The 15,505-nt window shown below is 36.0% G+C and carries 14 protein-coding genes; 10 read left to right on the forward strand and 4 right to left on the reverse strand.

Going from position 1 to position 15,505, the window contains the following annotated elements; all coding sequences use genetic code 11:
- The first annotated feature begins 98 nt into the window (after positions 1–98).
- Both EV200_RS03560 and EV200_RS03565 read left to right on the forward strand, forming a co-directional pair.
- Positions 99–1,835: an ABC transporter ATP-binding protein gene (locus EV200_RS03560; protein WP_132529420.1), complete on the forward strand. Its 1,737-nt coding sequence runs from the start codon at positions 99–101 to the stop codon at positions 1,833–1,835.
- Positions 1,819–3,579: an ABC transporter ATP-binding protein gene (locus EV200_RS03565; RefSeq protein WP_132529421.1), complete on the forward strand. Its 1,761-nt coding sequence runs from the start codon at positions 1,819–1,821 to the stop codon at positions 3,577–3,579. The genes EV200_RS03560 and EV200_RS03565 overlap by 17 nt, the downstream gene beginning before the upstream one ends.
- Positions 3,580–3,790: 211 nt before the next feature.
- Here the strand turns inward: EV200_RS03565 and sppA are convergent, their stop codons facing one another.
- The gene (gene sppA, locus EV200_RS03570) at positions 3,791–5,557 is read right to left on the reverse strand and encodes a signal peptide peptidase SppA (protein ID WP_132529422.1); all 1,767 of its coding nucleotides are present in this window, start codon (positions 5,555–5,557) and stop codon (positions 3,791–3,793) included.
- A gap of 38 nt (positions 5,558–5,595) precedes the next feature.
- Here sppA and folK point away from each other — a divergent pair, with 38 nt between their 5' ends.
- Together folK and EV200_RS03580 are read left to right on the forward strand one after the other, a co-directional pair.
- Entirely contained in the window at positions 5,596–6,102 is a 507-nt protein-coding gene (folK, locus tag EV200_RS03575) for a 2-amino-4-hydroxy-6-hydroxymethyldihydropteridine diphosphokinase (protein WP_132529423.1), read from the forward strand.
- Between the two features lie 17 nt (positions 6,103–6,119).
- On the forward strand, positions 6,120–6,491 hold the full coding sequence (locus EV200_RS03580) for an Hpt domain-containing protein (RefSeq protein ID WP_132529424.1): 372 nt from the start codon (positions 6,120–6,122) through the stop codon (positions 6,489–6,491).
- A 74-nt stretch (positions 6,492–6,565) separates the two neighbouring features.
- Here EV200_RS03580 and pssA read toward each other — a convergent pair whose 3' ends face one another.
- The gene (gene pssA, locus EV200_RS03585; RefSeq protein ID WP_132529425.1) at positions 6,566–7,270 is read right to left on the reverse strand and encodes a CDP-diacylglycerol--serine O-phosphatidyltransferase; all 705 of its coding nucleotides are present in this window, start codon (positions 7,268–7,270) and stop codon (positions 6,566–6,568) included.
- A gap of 131 nt (positions 7,271–7,401) precedes the next feature.
- Positions 7,402–9,123 (reverse strand): transcription termination factor Rho, encoded by a 1,722-nt coding sequence (gene rho / locus EV200_RS03590; RefSeq protein WP_132529426.1) that lies wholly within the window; start codon positions 9,121–9,123, stop codon positions 7,402–7,404.
- Positions 9,124–9,545: 422 nt separating this feature from the next.
- On the opposite strand from rho, the gene pyrF reads away from it, so the two are divergent.
- The 6 genes from pyrF (at position 9,546) to EV200_RS03620 (ending at position 14,318) form a co-directional block, all read left to right on the forward strand.
- Positions 9,546–10,376 (forward strand): orotidine-5'-phosphate decarboxylase, encoded by an 831-nt coding sequence (gene pyrF / locus EV200_RS03595; RefSeq protein WP_132529427.1) that lies wholly within the window; start codon positions 9,546–9,548, stop codon positions 10,374–10,376.
- 163 nt (positions 10,377–10,539) lie between these two features.
- Positions 10,540–11,442, forward strand: a complete 903-nt coding sequence (locus EV200_RS03600; protein ID WP_132529428.1) for a DMT family transporter — start codon at positions 10,540–10,542, stop codon at positions 11,440–11,442.
- Between the two features lie 53 nt (positions 11,443–11,495).
- A complete protein-coding gene (locus EV200_RS03605; RefSeq protein WP_132529429.1) occupies positions 11,496–11,729 on the forward strand; it encodes a hypothetical protein in 234 nt (77 codons plus the stop codon).
- Positions 11,730–12,073: 344 nt separating this feature from the next.
- Complete coding sequence (locus tag EV200_RS03610) at positions 12,074–13,378, forward strand: DUF2851 family protein (RefSeq protein ID WP_132529430.1); 1,305 nt, start codon at positions 12,074–12,076, stop codon at positions 13,376–13,378.
- A 376-nt stretch (positions 13,379–13,754) separates the two neighbouring features.
- Positions 13,755–13,970: a hypothetical protein gene (locus tag EV200_RS03615; RefSeq protein ID WP_132529431.1), complete on the forward strand. Its 216-nt coding sequence runs from the start codon at positions 13,755–13,757 to the stop codon at positions 13,968–13,970.
- 129 nt (positions 13,971–14,099) lie between these two features.
- The gene (locus tag EV200_RS03620) at positions 14,100–14,318 is read left to right on the forward strand and encodes a PspC family transcriptional regulator (RefSeq protein ID WP_132529432.1); all 219 of its coding nucleotides are present in this window, start codon (positions 14,100–14,102) and stop codon (positions 14,316–14,318) included.
- A gap of 314 nt (positions 14,319–14,632) precedes the next feature.
- Here the strand turns inward: EV200_RS03620 and EV200_RS03625 are convergent, their stop codons facing one another.
- A complete protein-coding gene (locus EV200_RS03625) occupies positions 14,633–15,289 on the reverse strand; it encodes an ankyrin repeat domain-containing protein (protein ID WP_132529433.1) in 657 nt (218 codons plus the stop codon).
- Positions 15,290–15,505: the final 216 nt, after the last annotated feature.

Genomic DNA, 15,505 nt, shown 5'->3' on the forward strand with positions numbered 1-15,505 from the left:
TCATTAATCATTCGCTTATCTTTATTTTAATATTTTTATTGCCAGCACTATCAAATAAATGGGTTAAATTTGATCTATCCACAATTTTAATTTACCACATGGCAAAACCCAAAGAGGCTAAAAAACCAAGCGTTTTTAGTTTACTGGCATCATATAAAGGCTTAATTTTTCTGCTTATCCTATTTGCCTTGCTCAGTAATGGCATTAACTTATTGCTGCCAAAAATTATTGCCCATGGTATCGATTCATATACCAACAAAACGTTTAATCTTGATTCGGTTTTGTTTCAGTTTGCCATTGCCATCGTATTGGTTTTTATTTTCACGTATTTGCAGAGTATTGTTCAAACTTATGCTTCAGAACGGGTAGCCAGAGATTTGAGATCAAAACTTTCTAGTCAGATATCTCGTCAGAGTCATGCTTATATCATTGATGCCAATCCGTCTAAATTACTCACCAACTTAACTTCTGATGCCGATTCCATAAAAATGTTTGTGTCTCAGGCTATCGTTTCACTTGCATCATCCATCTTTTTAATTGTAGGGGCAAGCATTTTGCTCCTCATGATCAATTGGAAACTTGCGCTTTGCGTAATTGCCATTGTGCCTATCATAGGCATTGCCTTTTTCCTGGTGTTGAAAAAAGTAAGGGTGCTCTTTATTAAAAGCCGCGAAGTAATTGATTGGTTAAATAAAGTGATTAGCGAAAGTATTTTAGGTTCAGCCTTGATTAGGGTAATCAATTCTCAACAACTCGAATACCAGAAATTTCTGGATGCTAATTCCAAGGCCCGAGATCTTGGTCTATCTATTCTCCGGTTATTTGCGGGCCTAATTCCCATCATTGTTTTTGTTTCGAATCTTTCCGGCCTTACCATTTTGGTGCTGGGAGGTCATTTTGTGATCACAGATACGATGACGCTGGGTGAGTTTGCCGCATTTAACAGTTATCTGGCGCTCATTATATTTCCAATTCTGGTAATCGGATTTATGAGTAATGTCATTGCTCAGGCTACTGCATCTTACCAAAGAATTGAAAGTGTATTAAATGCACCTGAAGTTAAGCACCCGGGCACCTTGACCGATGCACTAACTGGTGATGTTGAAGCCAGAAATATTGAACTAAATTTCGGGCAGAAACCCATTTTAAAGAAAGTTTCTTTTACTGCAAAGGCAGGATCAAGAACAGCAATTATTGGTCCGACAGCAGCAGGAAAAACACAATTGCTATATATTCTGACCGGATTGATCGAGCCCCGGGAAGGTGAAATTCTTTTCGATCACCAGGAAATTAAAAGCTATAAACAGGAGAATTTTCACCAGCAAGTGGGCTTTGTTTTTCAGGATAGTATTATTTTTAACATGAGCATCCGGGAAAATATCGCTTTCAGCAATACGGTAACTGATGAATCTTTAGCGAAAGCCATTCAAACAGCAGAATTGAAAGATTTTATTGAGGCATTACCTGAAAAACTAGATACGATTGTTTCGGAAAGAGGAAACAGCCTTTCGGGTGGGCAGAAACAACGCATTATGCTGGCCAGGGCATTGGCCATAAATCCTAAAATTTTATTGCTGGATGATTTTACTGCACGGGTAGATTCCAACACGGAAAAGCGGATTCTTGAAAATATTCAACAGCATTATCCTGGTATAACCTTAATCTCCGTAACGCAAAAAATTGCTGCCGTTGAAAATTATGATCAGGTCATTCTGCTGATGCAGGGTGAGGTGATTGCTACGGGAACACACCAGGAATTGATTCAGCATAGCCCTGAATATGTTCAAATTTACAATTCACAACAGAGCACAAGCAATTATGAATTACAATCTTAACCAGCTCAATGAAGAGCAGGAAAAGCAATCTACCTACCAGGCGCTTAAAAGATTGCTGAAATTCATTTCTGCCGAGCGAAAGAATCTTATACTGGCGTTAATCGCTATTCTTGTTAACTCGGGCTTACTTTTATTAGGGCCACTTTTGGTTGGACATACTATTGATACTTATATCAGAACCAAGCAGTTTCATGGTGTGTTGGTTTTTGGTGGAATTCTTTTAGTAATGTACCTGATCGCGATGGTTACGGGATATATCCAAACCAAACTGATGGGAGGTGTGGGCCAGAGAATGTTATACACCCTTAGAAATGCCATTTTTAATAAGCTGCAGGAATTACCGGTTTCCTTTTTCAATCAGAATAAAGCAGGTGATTTAATTTCAAGGGTAAACAGTGATACGGACAAGCTAAATCAGTTTTTCTCTCAATCGCTGATGCAATTTATCGGAAGTATCGTAACGATGATAGGTGCCGGTATATTCTTGTTATCGATTAATATAGAACTTGGTGCTGCTGCCCTTTCACCGGCAATTGCCATTGTAATTTTTACCATTGCCTTATCGCCCTGGATAAAAAGAAAAAATGCTAAAAACCTGAAAAGTGTGGGTGGCTTAAGTGCTGAAGTGCAGGAAAGCCTGAATAATTTTAAGGTGATTATTGCTTTTAACCGTCGGGATTATTTCCGAAAACGTTTTGATGAGGCAAATCAAGAAAACTATAGAACGGCAATTGGTGCAGGCTTAGCCAATAATATTTTTGTTCCGGTTTATGGTTTGCTTTCCAGTATTGCGCAATTAATCGTTTTGCTTTTTGGTATACACCTCATTTCTATAGGTCAATTTTCTTTAGGTTTTCTTGTAAGTTATCTATCCTATTGCACCAATTTTTATAATCCATTGAGGCAATTGGCTGCATTATGGACCAGTTTTCAGGTGGCAATGGCCAGCTGGGATCGTATTTCTAAAATTTTATTACTGGAGACCAATCTTCAGGTGATCAAAAATGATGAAACCATTACTTCTGATGCACTGATTGAATTTAAAGACGTTCACTTTTCTTATGATGATTCAAAAGAAATTCTGCATCACATTAACCTGAAGTTCGAAAAGGGAAAAACCTATGCACTCATCGGGCCTACTGGTGGGGGAAAAACGACTACAGCATCATTAATTTCCCGTTTATATGACGCTACAAAAGGCACTGTTTTATTAAATGGGAAAGATATCCGGTCTTTCAGTGCGGAAGAGCGTACGCAGAAAATTGGCTTCATTTTACAGGAACCATTTTTGTTTACCGGGACGGTTAAAGATAATATCCTTTATGGAAACAGCCAGTATAAAGATGTAAGTGACGATGAATTAACAAAGATTATCGAACAAGCGAATTTGAACGCATTGCTGGCAATTTTTGATGAAGGCATCAGCACTAAAATTACTTCAGGGTCAGACAGCATTAGTTTAGGTCAGAAGCAGTTGATTGCATTTATGCGGGCAGTATTGCGAAATCCGGAATTACTGATTTTAGACGAGGCAACTGCAAATATTGATACCATTACTGAACAGTTATTAAGCAGCATTTTAAATAAATTATCAAAAGAAACGACTTTAGTCATTATTGCCCACCGATTGAATACCATTGAAAATGCAGATGAAATTTACTTTGTAAATGAAGGGGAAGTACAGCAAGCTGGAACATTGAAAGATGCATTAAACATGCTGTCTAAAGGGAAGAGGGTAAGCTAACTAATTAAATTTTGCTTCACTTCGTTAGCTTGGAATACATCATACTGATTGTATCATTCAACTTTTGTTCGGAATATTAATTAGTAATGTACATTATACCGCCGTGAGGAGAACTCCCCTCCTAATTTAGGAGGGGGAGGTTAGTCATTTAGTTAATAAATCATGATCTTCCGAACAAATAAGAAGACTCAACAATCAGTGTATTAAAAAATTATTTTATAACCGCTTCAAATGGCATCCGGGCTTGAATACCAGAACTTGCCATTACTTTTTTCATTTGCTGATAAAGCATATAATGATCACCCAGCTCTTGTTTAGTATAATATGTTTTGATTTTATCAGTGCTTTCATCCATTAAGGATTTTAACGGATCAATCACATCAGGATATTCTACCACTTTAAAATCTTTTATTTTTGCTTTCTTCGCAGCAGCATTAATGGCATCATTAAAGCTTCCAATGCGATCTGCTAAACCAATCTGAACAGCATCTGTGCCAATCCAAACATGGCCACCTCCAATGCTGTCTATGTAAGCCTTACTTTTCTTTCTTCCATCTGCCACCCTGCTTACAAAGCCACTATAAACACGGTTTAATTCATTCTGAATAATAAATCTTTCACCATCAGTCATCGGCCTGTTGGTTGCCATGATGTCTGCATATTGGCCGGTTTTCACGCCATCGAAAGTTATCCCCAATTTGTTGGTCATCAGGTTTTGAAAATTTGGAATGATTCCAAAAACACCAATTGAGCCAGTTATGGTATTGGGCTGAACAAATATACTGTCAGCCGCACAACCAATATAGTATCCTCCAGAAGCAGCCACATCACCAAAAGAGGCAATTACAGGTTTTTCTTTTTTAGTCAGTACAATTTCTCTCCAGATTACATCAGAAGCCAAAGCACTTCCTCCGGGAGAATTTACACGGATGACCACAGCTTTGATATCATCATCTAAACGTGCCTTTCTAATCGCTCTGGAAATACGTTCAGAACCAATTTGATTATCATTTCCTTCGCCACCGCTGATTTCTCCATTGGCATAAATTACGGCCACTTTGTTTTTGCTGCTATTCGTATCGCTGTTATTCTTTGCATAATCATTGATTTCAACCGAGCGGATATTTTCGCCTTTGGTTCTGCCAGAAATGCCTTTAAGTTCTTCTAAAATCTGATCTTTATATTTCAGCCCATCAATCATCTTATAATTTAAGGCGTCTTGAGGTTGCTGAATTCTGTATTGATCAGCGATAGAAAACAAGCTATCCCGTTCAATATTTCTGCTTTTAGCAATATCAGTTAAAAAAGTATTGTATAACCCACCAACATAAGCCGTAACCTGCTTACGGTTATAATCACTCATTTTATCTAAAATAAAAGGTTCAACAGCACTTTTATAGTTCCCCACTCTGATTACCTGCATCTCTACACCAGCCTTTTCCAAAGTCCCTTTAAAAAAGGTAAGTTCAGAGCTGAATCCTTTAAATTCTAATGCACCTTCAGGATTTAAATAAATTTTATCCGCTGCCGATGCAAGGTAATAAGCACCTTGAGTGTATACTTCACTGTATGATATGATTTTTTTATGCGATTTTTTAAAATCGATCAATGCATTCCTTACCTCACGCATCGTAGCAAAACCAGCATTGGGGCTGCTCACATTCAGGTAAATACATTTAATGTTATCGTCTGTTTTGGCCTTTTTTATTGATTTCAACAGATCATTCAATCCAATTCCATCTTTCTCATTACCACCCACTATTGGGAGATTACCAAATGGATTTTTAGGTGTCCGCTCAGTGATGGGTTGATCTAGGTTTAAAAACAGGACTGAATTATTAGATACCGTAACAGATTTATCATCGTCCAATGATGAAATGGCACCGAAAATAATAACAATTACGATAATGAATATAATTACCACGGAAAGGAAAAAACCCAGCATGGAGGCAAAGAGATACTTGAAAAAATCTTTCATTTAAATGTTAGTTTTGTGGCGTAAAGATATAAAAATAGATGATGCTTAATAAGGCTTTAGAGTATACGACTGCTTATTTGTTACTCGGTGGAAATTTAGGAAATCGAGAAGATAATTTAAGTCGGGCCATTTCCTTAATTGCGGTTCAAATTGGAGAAATAGAAGCTGTTTCTTCCATTTATGAAACGGCAGCATGGGGTAAAGAAGATCAGCCGTCTTTTTTAAATCAGGCCGTTTCGGTTAAGACTCATTTTACAGCACTTGAAGTATTGAGAAAAGCTTTGGACATTGAACAATCTCTCGGAAGAGTACGTAAGGAAAAATGGGGAGAGCGGCTGATTGATATCGACCTGATTCTTTTTGGTGACGAAGTTATCGATATGGAAAATTTACTTCATGTGCCCCATCCGCACATGCAGGTGCGCAAGTTTGTTATGGCACCACTGGCAGAAATTGCACCAAATGTTATACACCCTATATTAGGTCAGACTGTTCTTAATATTTATGAAAATATTTCTGATGTTTTAGAAATTAAGAAATTGTAAATAGTTAGTTTTGTGATATGCAAGAAATAAATGATAATCATCCCTTAGATTTATCATACCTTATTAGCATGGTTGGTCATAATCCATACTTTATAATTGAAATTTTTGATACGTTCATCGAACAGACACCTATCTACCTGGCAGAATTGGATAATGCTTTAGCACTTAAAAACTGGGAGGATGTAGGCAACTGTGCGCATAAGCTGAAACCAACCTTTAGTTATGTCGGTCGTGATGATGTAAAAGAATTGGTGATGGAAATTGAGATGAATGCACGCAATCTTGTTATCGATCAAATACCTGCAGATATTGCACGTCTTAACGTAATTGTACAAAAGATTTATATTCAGCTAGATTCGGCTAAAAAAGATATTCAATTCACGTCTTAATTGGTCGTAAACCAATTGAGTTTATTTATTTATTATTTCTGTTGATAAGATACCAATCAATAGAAAAATTAACCTTAGCTATTTAATTCTGATGTGGTATGATGTGCGCTCTGTTTAAAGTGCAAGACTGATAAAGCAATATACAGAACCAATATAAATGGGATTGCTACAAATTGTAAAACTGCTATTAAAGCCGCAGACAAAATCAGGAAGATAAATTTGATTTTATTTTTTGCCCAACTTAAATCACTAAATTTTAAAGAGAAAATTTTGATCTCGCTAATTAACAAGAAACTGGTAATTGCTGTTATGGCTACCAAAAGAATAGTTGAGCCAATTATTGCAGGGTAATCATTGTAAATGTAAGGCAACGAGCAGATAAATAATGTATTCATCGGAGTATTCAGTCCGATGAAATCCTCTGTTTGTCTTTGATCATTGTTGAATTTTGCTAATCTTAAGGCAGAAAAAATAGTGATCAAAAAGCCCAGATAGGGAAGGTATGCTGAAGTATAATCACTAACTTTTAAAAGGCTGAACATGATTACACCTGGTAAAAAGCCAAAGCTTACCATATCTGCTAAGGAATCTAAATCTTTACCAATAGCCGATTTTACATTTAGCAAGCGGGCTACCATTCCATCAAAAAAATCAAAAATTCCGGAAAGAATAACGAAATAAGCAGCAATTTGTAAATCACCTTTAAATGCAAAAACGATTCCAATACAACCAGAAAAAAGGTTTGCACAGGTAATCGCATTAGGGATATGCCTTTTCATGAGGTTTAAGGTATAGGGTTTTAAGGTAGTAAGGTTGATACAAATGTAATTGTAAATCCTATAAAGGTGTAAGACTTAAAGTAACCAAGCAGGAAACTTTAAGCCTTACACCTTTTACCTTTCAGCCTTATTTAGCTGTTCATCGAAATTAAAAATTCTTCGTTGCTTTTTGTGCCTTTTATTTGTGCCTGTACAAATTCCATTGCTTCCTGGCTATTCATGTCTGCCAGGTGGTTACGTAAAATCCAAACACGTTGTAGAACATCTCTATCCAATAATAAATCATCACGACGGGTACTTGATGCCGTAATATCAATTGCCGGGAAGATTCGTTTGTTCGATAATTTACGGTCTAACTGTAACTCCATGTTACCTGTACCTTTAAATTCTTCGAAGATTACTTCATCCATTTTAGAACCAGTATCTGTTAATGCAGTTGCTAAAATCGTTAATGAGCCACCATTTTCAATATTACGTGCCGCACCAAAGAAACGCTTTGGTTTGTGTAACGCATTGGCATCTACACCACCAGATAAAATTTTACCTGAAGCCGGAGCTGTGGTATTGTAAGCTCTGGCCAAACGGGTAATGGAATCTAGTAAAATTACCACATCATGTCCACTCTCTACCAAACGCTTAGATTTCTCTAATACGATATTGGCAATTTTCACATGGCGCTCAGCTGGCTCATCGAAAGTAGAAGCAATTACTTCAGCACGCACACTGCGGGCCATATCAGTTACCTCTTCCGGACGTTCGTCAATCAAAAGAATAATTAAATAAACCTCTGGGTGATTTTTAGCGATGGCATTTGCAACTTCTTTCAGTAAATTGGTTTTACCGGTTTTAGGTTGGGCTACAATCAAACCACGTTGTCCTTTACCAATAGGTGTAAATAAATCCATAATACGGGTAGAGTAATTACTGTTGTCCGTAAATAAATTTAATTTTTCTGTTGGAAATAATGGTGTTAAATAATCGAAAGGTACACGATCTCGTACTTCAGCAGGAATTCTGCCATTGATGGTTTCTACACGAACCAAAGGGAAATATTTTTCGCCTTCTTTTGGCGGACGGATACTGCCTTTAACCGTATCGCCAGTTTTTAAACCGAAGAGTTTGATTTGTGACTGTGATACATAAATATCATCAGGAGAGGTTAAATAGTTATAATCTGCAGAGCGAAGGAAACCATAGCCATCAGGCATAATTTCTAAAACACCTTCATTTGTGATGACGTTATCGAAATCTAAATTAGAATAACTGTTTTCATTTTTATGGTGGTTACCGCCTCCAGGTTGTTTCTGCTGACGGTTATCTTCGCGCTGTGGTTTCTCTTGTTTCTCCCGGGGCTCTTGCTTTTGTTTTTGAGCTGGTAACACTTCAGCACTTTCCTCAATTAAAGCAGAAATGGGTTTTACACTTTCTTCCGTTTCTACAATTCTATCGGGTTGTTTTTCTGATTGCTGTTGCTGATGTTGTGGTTCATCAAATAAAGTAACCGAATCTCTTTTTCTTTCGATAGGAGCAGCTGGTTCATCTTTACTTAATCTCGCTCTTTTTTTAACTGGCTTATCAGTTGTGGTAGCCGCTGCTGCAACCTTTGGTGCTTTTTCAGCTTTTGCCGTTTTAGCTTTGGTTGCAGGTGCAGGTGCTACAACAGCCTCTGCAACTTCAGTTTCGCTGTAGGGATCTGCGCCTGTTTTTGCCGCATTTATAATTTCTTGTTGGTGTAGGAGTACCTCAACAAGATCAATTTTTCTTAAAGAGTCGGCACCCTCGATGCCATAAGTTTTTGCCAGCTCACGTAATTCGGGGGTGAGCTTATCATTTAATTCTGTTTTGCTAAACATTCTGAATATATATGTTTCAAGAAATTTTTCATTTTTTTATAACGGATGTTTCCGGTTATAAATCTGTCATGACTAAAGTTTATGTTAGTTTAAAAGCCAGACTGTTTCATTGTTTATAAATTCTTTAGGCTATAAAACCAAAAATGAGTGATTACGTGGAAGCCTCAAATGGTTTCATAATTGTTTACGTGCTGAATAAAAACGATAAATCGTTTTCAAAAAATGGTAACAAAAATCAAGTTTTGATAAATTTTTCTGGGATATTCAGATAAACGGTTGAGAAATTATGATGCAATTGTATGTATTTGAAACGTAAACCACAAGAAAAAGTTTAAAATGTTTATAAAAATAATAAATGTGAAGATTTTTTAATCGTTCAAAAACCCTGAAAAACATCATATTTGCAGCAAATAAGCACATATATGACCAAGCAACAACTTTTCGAGCAGATACAGAAAAAACGTTCTTTTTTATGTGTTGGGCTGGATTCTTCTCTGGATAAAATTCCTCAGCACTTATTAAAGTACGAAAATCCGATTTTGGAATTTAATAAACAAATTATTGATGCAACAAAAGATTTGTGTGTAGCTTATAAACCTAATACTGCTTTTTATGAGTGTTATGGTAAAAAAGGTTGGGAAACTTTAATAGAAACCTGGAAATATATACCCAAGGATATTTTCAGCATTGCTGATGCTAAACGTGGTGATATCGGCAATACTTCATCCATGTATGCTGAAACTTTCTTTAATGAAAAATCTTCAGAGATGAGTTTTGATTCGGTTACGGTTGCGCCCTATATGGGAAGTGACTCGGTGTTGCCATTTTTAACCTTTAAAAATAAATGGGTCATTTTATTGGCCTTAACATCTAATTCTGGTCATGCAGATTTTCAATTGCAGGAAACAGGTGAAGAAAGGCTCTTTGAAAAAGTGATCAAAACTGCTCAGCAATGGGCAACGGATGAACAAATGATGTACGTTGTGGGTGCCACACGTGGGGCAGCATTTGGCGATGTCCGTAAGCTGGCGCCAGATCATTTTCTATTGGTACCAGGTGTTGGCGCACAGGGTGGAGATTTGAAAGAAGTTTGTAAATACGGACTAAATGCTCAATGCGGATTGTTGATTAATTCATCACGTGGAATTATTTACGCCAGCCAAGGTGTTGATTTTGCTGAAAAGGCAAGAGAAGAAGCCATTAAGTTACAGCAGGAAATGGAGCAGATTTTAATGAAGGCTAATTTAGTTTAGCCAAAAATCAGTAGATTTTCATTTCAGTTATTATTTTTTGTTAGGAAACACAGATCGCGTAGCATAACAGTTCGTCATGTAGCGTGTTCAATATTTTTCTGGTAAAAAGCCTCCCTATTTTTTGCGTAAAGCTGAGCATCCTTTCGTTAATTTCAAACACACTATGAAGTCAAAAGTAGATTTAAAACTTATACTCGCCTTAATGGGCGTAGCCTTAATTTGGGGAACCACTTATTTAGGGATTCGCATTGCTGTATCATCAATTCCTGCGTGGTATGTAACAGCAATCCGCCAAACCATCGCTTCACTTATTATTCTGGTTATCCTGATTAAACAAAAAGAACTCAAGTGGATTGGCTGGTCTGCTTTTAAAAGGCAAATTATACTTTCTATTTTAATGGTGGTCATTGCCAACGGATTGACAACTGTTGCTGAGAAAACCATTCCCAGTGGCTTAACCTCTTTAATCAATGCAACGTCGCCATTACTGGTGTTTTTAGGTTGTGTTTTTCTAGGTATTCAAAAGCCAAGCCTTAAAGGTTTTATTGGTGTTTTTATTGGTTTTCTGGGGATCGTATTTATTTTCAGGGATGGGATTACAGATTTATTGGAGCCAGGTTATCGAAACGGAATTATTGCGCTGGTTTTAGCGGTTACCGGCTGGACCATCGGTACGATCTATTCTAAGAAACATAGTGGCAAGCCAGAATATATATTCCTGAATTTATTTTACCAGTTTGTTTTTTCGGCTATTGTTCAATTGGGGTTGGCATTTATTTTTTCGGGCAAGGCAGAGGTAAGTACATGGAAAACAGAAAGTATTTTTGCAGCAGTTTACCTGGCTATCTTTGGCTCTGTATTGGCATTCTTTTGTTATCATTACGCGTTGAAAAGGGTAACTGCATCAGAAGTTTCTATTCTTACTTATTTTAATACCATTATTGCGATATTTTTGGGCTGGTTGATTTTAAACGAAAAGGTTGGAATGGATTTGATTGTAGCTACTGCCCTGATTATTGCGGGAGTTTTTATTACTAATTATAAGAAGAAGGCAGCGGTGAATTAAAATTCTTATATTTATTACAAGATTTATTTATTAAGGCTAAACCATTTCCAGATATGAATTTTGAAACACTTGTAAAGCATGTTCTGCAACTATCTGATATTGAAAAAAGAAAACTCAGATCAATTTTAAATGATAATGAACTTTCAATAATTAATGAAGAGGCCGCATTGTATATAAATGCATCAGCAAAAAATGTTGAATTTGATAAAAAATGGGAGGAAAGTCTCGATTCTAAGCAATTTAAAGATAAAGCCATTCAACATATTAATAGCTTACCTTGGAAATAATTGTAAGATATCATCCTACTGTTCAAAAATATTTTAACGAGCTAATCGAAGACCTTTTTTATGAAAATTATTTTCTTTACAAAGAAAGCGCCGAAGAATATATCACACATCTACTTTGGTTAGTTGAAAATAGGATAGACAGGAAAAAACATCATCTATCTCATCCATCAATTACTCAGTATGGCAGCTTTTACGCTAGCTTTTATATAAATCCTAAAACTACGTGGTATTTTGTCTTTGAAAAGGAGGATAACAGATATCTCATCACTCACGTTTTTAATAATTATTCGCAGGAAGCAATTAATTTGTTTTAAAACTTAAAAGAATATTTTTTATCTTCAAAAATGAATTTTTCTGAAGATTTCCTTCATTATGTCTGGCAATTTAAGTCGTTTGATCATTTCGACTTAAAAACAGCTGATGGGCAAAATCTGAAAGTCATTCATCAAGGGTTTCTAAATAAGAATGCTGGCCCTGATTTTAACCAGGCTAAAATTGAGATGGGAAAAACAGTTTGGGTTGGAAATGTAGAAATCCACCTGAAATCGTCTGATTGGCTGAAGCATCACCACCAGACCGACTTGGCGTATGAAAATGTGATACTTCATGTTGTTTATGAACATGATGTGGAAATTAAAAGGATGGATGGGTCGGTTTTACCAGTGCTGATCTTAAAATACAGAATTGCGAATGAGCTGATAGAGAAATATGAAAATCTTTATCTCTCGTTAAACGATTTCCCATGTGCTGCCCAGATCGGATCTGTAGATCAATTGATTATTGATTCCTTCCTTTCCCGAACCCTAATTGAAAGATTTGAGCAAAAAACACATTTGCTGTTTGAAAGTCTGGAGGAGGCGAGGGGCAACTGGGATGAAACTTTTTATCAGTTTATGGCCAGGAATTTTGGTTTTAAAGTAAATGCTTTACCTTTTGAATTTCTAGCGGAGGCTATTCCTCAACAGATTTTTAGGAAACACAAAAATAATCAACAGCAAATTGAGGCGCTGGTATTTGGTACTGCAGGTTTTTTGAATCATCACTTTGAAGAAGAATATCCGAACAAGCTGAAATCAGAATTTGGTTTTCTTCAAAAAAAATATACAATTACGCCAATAGAAGCATCTAATTGGAAATTTATGCGGATGAGGCCACAAAATTTCCCTACGCTTCGCTTGGCACAGTTTGCCGCATTGATTTTAAATTCTAATCATCTTTTTTCAAAAATTATAGAAATAAAAGATATTAAAGAATTAAGTCACCTTTTTGAAGATTTGCCTGTTAATCCATATTGGAAAGAACACTACCACTTCCATAAGAAGGCGTTAAGTGTAAATACTCAGATTGGGAAAAAATCTGTTGAAAATATATTGCTCAATACCGTTGCGCTATTTCTGTTTGCTTATGGAAAGCATACAGGAACGCAATCTTACATCAACAGGGCCATTTTGCTGCTGGAAAGTTTGCCACCTGAAAAAAATGCCATCACAGATAAATTTATCGAAGCAGGAGTCAAAATCGAAAAAGCTTTTGCCTCGCAAGCCATTTTGCAGCTGAAAAAGCAATATTGCGATCATAAAAAATGTTTGTCGTGTGGTATTGGCATTCGAATATTAAAACCAAATACAATAGCTTCAATCATACCCTAGTTAAGGGTTAAATTCCGAAATCTCCGTAAAATATTTCTGATACCGTAAAAATACTTTGTCGTCACCAGAAATGGTCTGTTTTAAAAAGGTATAATTACCCTTTTATCAAATAACGTAGCTCACATAATACATAATGCATTATCTTCGTGGCAGTTAGAATTAAATCAACGGGACGATTTAGATTACGAACCAATGCGGTATTGATCATATTGCATTTAACTTTAGACTAAAAATCAGGAATCTGGATGGATGCTGGTTAACAGTTAAAGCCTTGCTTACTGTAGGGCTTTAACTGTTCTGTAAATTGGCTAAGAATACAGATTTCGAATTTTAAAAGGAAAGTCAAACTTTATAGCTTAAACAAGGTTTTAGTATTATGGAATTCCCACACGAACTTAGAGAACATTATCCTGATCAAATTATTGAAGTGAGAGGTAATGCTGATGCCTTAACAGTTATCTTAAATGCTGACGTAGATATTGAGAAGTTCAAAAATGAATTAAAAAAGAAATATGCACATTTAGATGAGCAGCAAATTCTTTTTATTAAACATGAAAACAGGCAAGATTTTGAAAAGCTGGTGCTTAGTTAAGCAATCATTTAATGTGGTTGTGTTATTCGTGCATTTTTACCCAAATATTATTGCTAAATTAGTATAGAATTGGCATAATATTGTTTGTTATTTATTGTTCTAGTGATTTAGATTTAAAATAAACTAAAAATGTTTCAGAGAATCATAACCTATTTCGAACAACAAAGTTTTGGTGTTTCTACTTATCTGGCTAGTATGCTGAACATGAGTACGGCTAAGGTTCGTTTGTTTTTTATTTACTCGTCATTTCTGGCGGTAGGCTTTCCTATACTAATTTATTTCCTAGCTGCAGTAGTTTTGGATATCCGAACTTACATGAAAAAAATACGGTTAAGAATCTGGGAGTAAATGAATCCATTCTTTCTTAAAGAGAACTATCTTGCACTTGGCTATATATATTAGTCCAAAATCAATTCCATCAAGCGTTTGTTTGAAGTTAACAGAAACTTTTATCTATCGGTTGGTGAGACGCCATAATATTCGTAGGATTAATAGTAGTTTACACTATATAGCTATGATGAGAATTCCAATCCTAATTTAGGAGGGGCAGGGGTGGTTAGTCCTTTAGCAGTTTTCAATGGACAAATCATAATCTTCCGTACGACTAAATTGATTACAAAATTTTGCGCTGTCTTTTCATTCCCATTTAGTCAATTAGGGAATTAATCATCTTCTCTTAAGATTTCCGCGATTTCATTAAAGCCTTTTTCCGCGGCTAAATCCGCAGGTAGCTTTCCACCTTCCATTCTTAAGTTTACTTCGGCACCATGTTCCAATAAAAGAATGATCAATTCAATATTTCCTAATTGTGCTGCGGTGTGTAAAGGTGCCATGCCAGCTTTCTGACAAACATTGGGATAAGCACCAGCATCCAAAAGCATTTTGCTGATTTGTAAATTATTTGAAGCTACAGCAGAATGTATGGGGAATACATTGAAGCCATTTTTAGAAGCGATGTTGACATCTGCACCTTTCATAACTAAAAACCTTGCCAATTCTTCATGTCCAAAATAACAGGCTAAGCCCAAAGGAGTAAAACCATCTTCAGAATAAGTATTTATACTCCCCGGGTTTTGAAAGATGAGTAAGCTTGCTGTATCAAATTTACCTACTGCACAAGCCTCAAATAGAGTTAAGTCATCTGTAAATTCCAGAATTAAATTAGCAATTTGCTGTTTCTTGTAGTAACATGCCAGTAATAATGGCGAAATATAATGGGAAGTATTTGTATTGGCTAATTGCGGATTTTGAAGCAAAATTTCTTTTACAGCCTGAAAATCGCCCTTCTCAATTTGTTCCTCCAGTTGTGCTATACTCATGTAAGATAAATCTGATGTAAAAACTGATTTAAATTAAGAAAAAATATGTGATTATCTAATGTATATAAATTGGTTTTATTTTATGCTGTGAAGGAATCATAAAAAATCCCGTTTTAACCAAATGGGTAAAACGGGATAAAAACCTAAAACAAATCTCCTTCAATAGACTAAACGCACAACTTGTGTGTTGTTAAAATAATAGACAGGATTTTTTGT

It is taken from the genome of Pedobacter psychrotolerans (assembly GCF_004340665.1).
GTDB classification, from domain to species: domain Bacteria; phylum Bacteroidota; class Bacteroidia; order Sphingobacteriales; family Sphingobacteriaceae; genus Pedobacter; species Pedobacter psychrotolerans.

What these genes read in the sequence shown, in the direction of transcription:
- EV200_RS03560 (WP_132529420.1), top strand. Translation starts at nt 99, where the DNA reads ATGGCAAAACCCAAAGAGGCTAAAAAACCAAGCGTTTTTAGTTTACTG.
- EV200_RS03565 (WP_132529421.1), top strand. Translation starts at nt 1,819, where the DNA reads ATGAATTACAATCTTAACCAGCTCAATGAAGAGCAGGAAAAGCAATCT.
- sppA (WP_132529422.1), bottom strand. Translation starts at nt 5,557, where the DNA reads ATGAAAGATTTTTTCAAGTATCTCTTTGCCTCCATGCTGGGTTTTTTC.
- folK (WP_132529423.1), top strand. Translation starts at nt 5,596, where the DNA reads ATGATGCTTAATAAGGCTTTAGAGTATACGACTGCTTATTTGTTACTC.
- EV200_RS03580 (WP_132529424.1), top strand. Translation starts at nt 6,120, where the DNA reads ATGCAAGAAATAAATGATAATCATCCCTTAGATTTATCATACCTTATT.
- pssA (WP_132529425.1), bottom strand. Translation starts at nt 7,270, where the DNA reads ATGAAAAGGCATATCCCTAATGCGATTACCTGTGCAAACCTTTTTTCT.
- rho (WP_132529426.1), bottom strand. Translation starts at nt 9,123, where the DNA reads ATGTTTAGCAAAACAGAATTAAATGATAAGCTCACCCCCGAATTACGT.
- pyrF (WP_132529427.1), top strand. Translation starts at nt 9,546, where the DNA reads ATGACCAAGCAACAACTTTTCGAGCAGATACAGAAAAAACGTTCTTTT.
- EV200_RS03600 (WP_132529428.1), top strand. Translation starts at nt 10,540, where the DNA reads ATGAAGTCAAAAGTAGATTTAAAACTTATACTCGCCTTAATGGGCGTA.
- EV200_RS03605 (WP_132529429.1), top strand. Translation starts at nt 11,496, where the DNA reads ATGAATTTTGAAACACTTGTAAAGCATGTTCTGCAACTATCTGATATT.
- EV200_RS03610 (WP_132529430.1), top strand. Translation starts at nt 12,074, where the DNA reads ATGAATTTTTCTGAAGATTTCCTTCATTATGTCTGGCAATTTAAGTCG.
- EV200_RS03615 (WP_132529431.1), top strand. Translation starts at nt 13,755, where the DNA reads ATGGAATTCCCACACGAACTTAGAGAACATTATCCTGATCAAATTATT.
- EV200_RS03620 (WP_132529432.1), top strand. Translation starts at nt 14,100, where the DNA reads ATGTTTCAGAGAATCATAACCTATTTCGAACAACAAAGTTTTGGTGTT.
- EV200_RS03625 (WP_132529433.1), bottom strand. Translation starts at nt 15,289, where the DNA reads ATGAGTATAGCACAACTGGAGGAACAAATTGAGAAGGGCGATTTTCAG.